Raw genomic sequence first — 1,025 nt, 5'->3', positions numbered from 1 at the left:
TAAATTTCTTTCGCTCTAATATGTTAAAAGTTGTCAAAATCAGATTATATCCAGATGCCCAGCAGCAGCAGTCATTAGCACAAGCTTTTGGCAGTTGTCGTTGGTTATGGAACTATTTTTTGAATTTGATGAATGAAACATATAAAGAAACGGGTAAAGGACTGTCTGGATACGAAGTCAAAAAGATAATTCCTCAGCTAAAGAAAGAACATGAGTGGTTATCATCAACTTATTCTCAATGCTTGCAAAAAGTCTGCTTAAATTTGGGAGTTGCATTTAACGATTTTTTTGAAAAAAGAGCTAAATATCCTAAGTTTAAATCAAAACATGGCAAACAATCTATTCAGTATCCTCAAAATGTTAAGATTGCCGATAATCAATTAATCCTACCAAAAATAGGAAAAGTATCAGCAATTATTCATCGAGAGATTGAAGGGAAAATTAAAACTGTAACTATCACCAAAAATTGCAGTGAACAATATTTCGCTGCTATTTTATTTGAAGATGGCAAGGAGAAACCAGAGTTAGTCACCGCAGGTAAAGCAATAGGTATTGACTTGGGATTAACTCATTTTGCAATTACCAGTGATGGTTCTAAATTTGATAACCCTCGGATACTGAATAAACATGAGTTGAACTTAAAAATAAAACAACAGCAATTATCCAGAAAACAAAAAGGCTCTAATAACCGCAATAAAACTAGAAAGAAAGTTGCTAGAGTCCATAGAAAGATAACTAATTGTAGAGAAGATTTTCTCCATAAACTATCTCGTAGGATAGTTAACGAAAACCAAGTTATTGTGGTGGAAAATCTTAATGTTAAAGGCATGATGCAAAATCACTGCCTAGCCAAATCTATTCAACAAGTTGGCTGGGGGATGTTTTGCACCATGCTTAAATACAAAGCAGAAAACGAAGGGAAGATTTATCAAGAAGTTGATAGATTCTTTCCTTCGTCGAAAACTTGTCATGTATGCCTTAATCAAGTGGGTAGTTTGCCACTTGATATAAGATTCTGGACTTGT

General features: G+C 33.9%; 1 protein-coding gene. It reads left to right on the top strand.

All coding sequences use genetic code 11. The annotated features are described in order from the left end of the window. Positions 1-1,025, top strand: a 1,025-nt coding sequence (locus IQ228_RS26275; RefSeq protein WP_228044099.1) for a transposase, incomplete at both ends; no start/stop codon positions are given.

Origin of the sequence: Dolichospermum sp. LEGE 00246 (assembly GCF_015207865.1) — a bacterium.
Classification (GTDB): Bacteria; Cyanobacteriota; Cyanobacteriia; order Cyanobacteriales; family Nostocaceae; genus Dolichospermum; species Dolichospermum heterosporum.
Note: the sequence above shows the minus strand (reverse complement) of the source record. Positions and strands in the feature narration are given on the sequence as shown.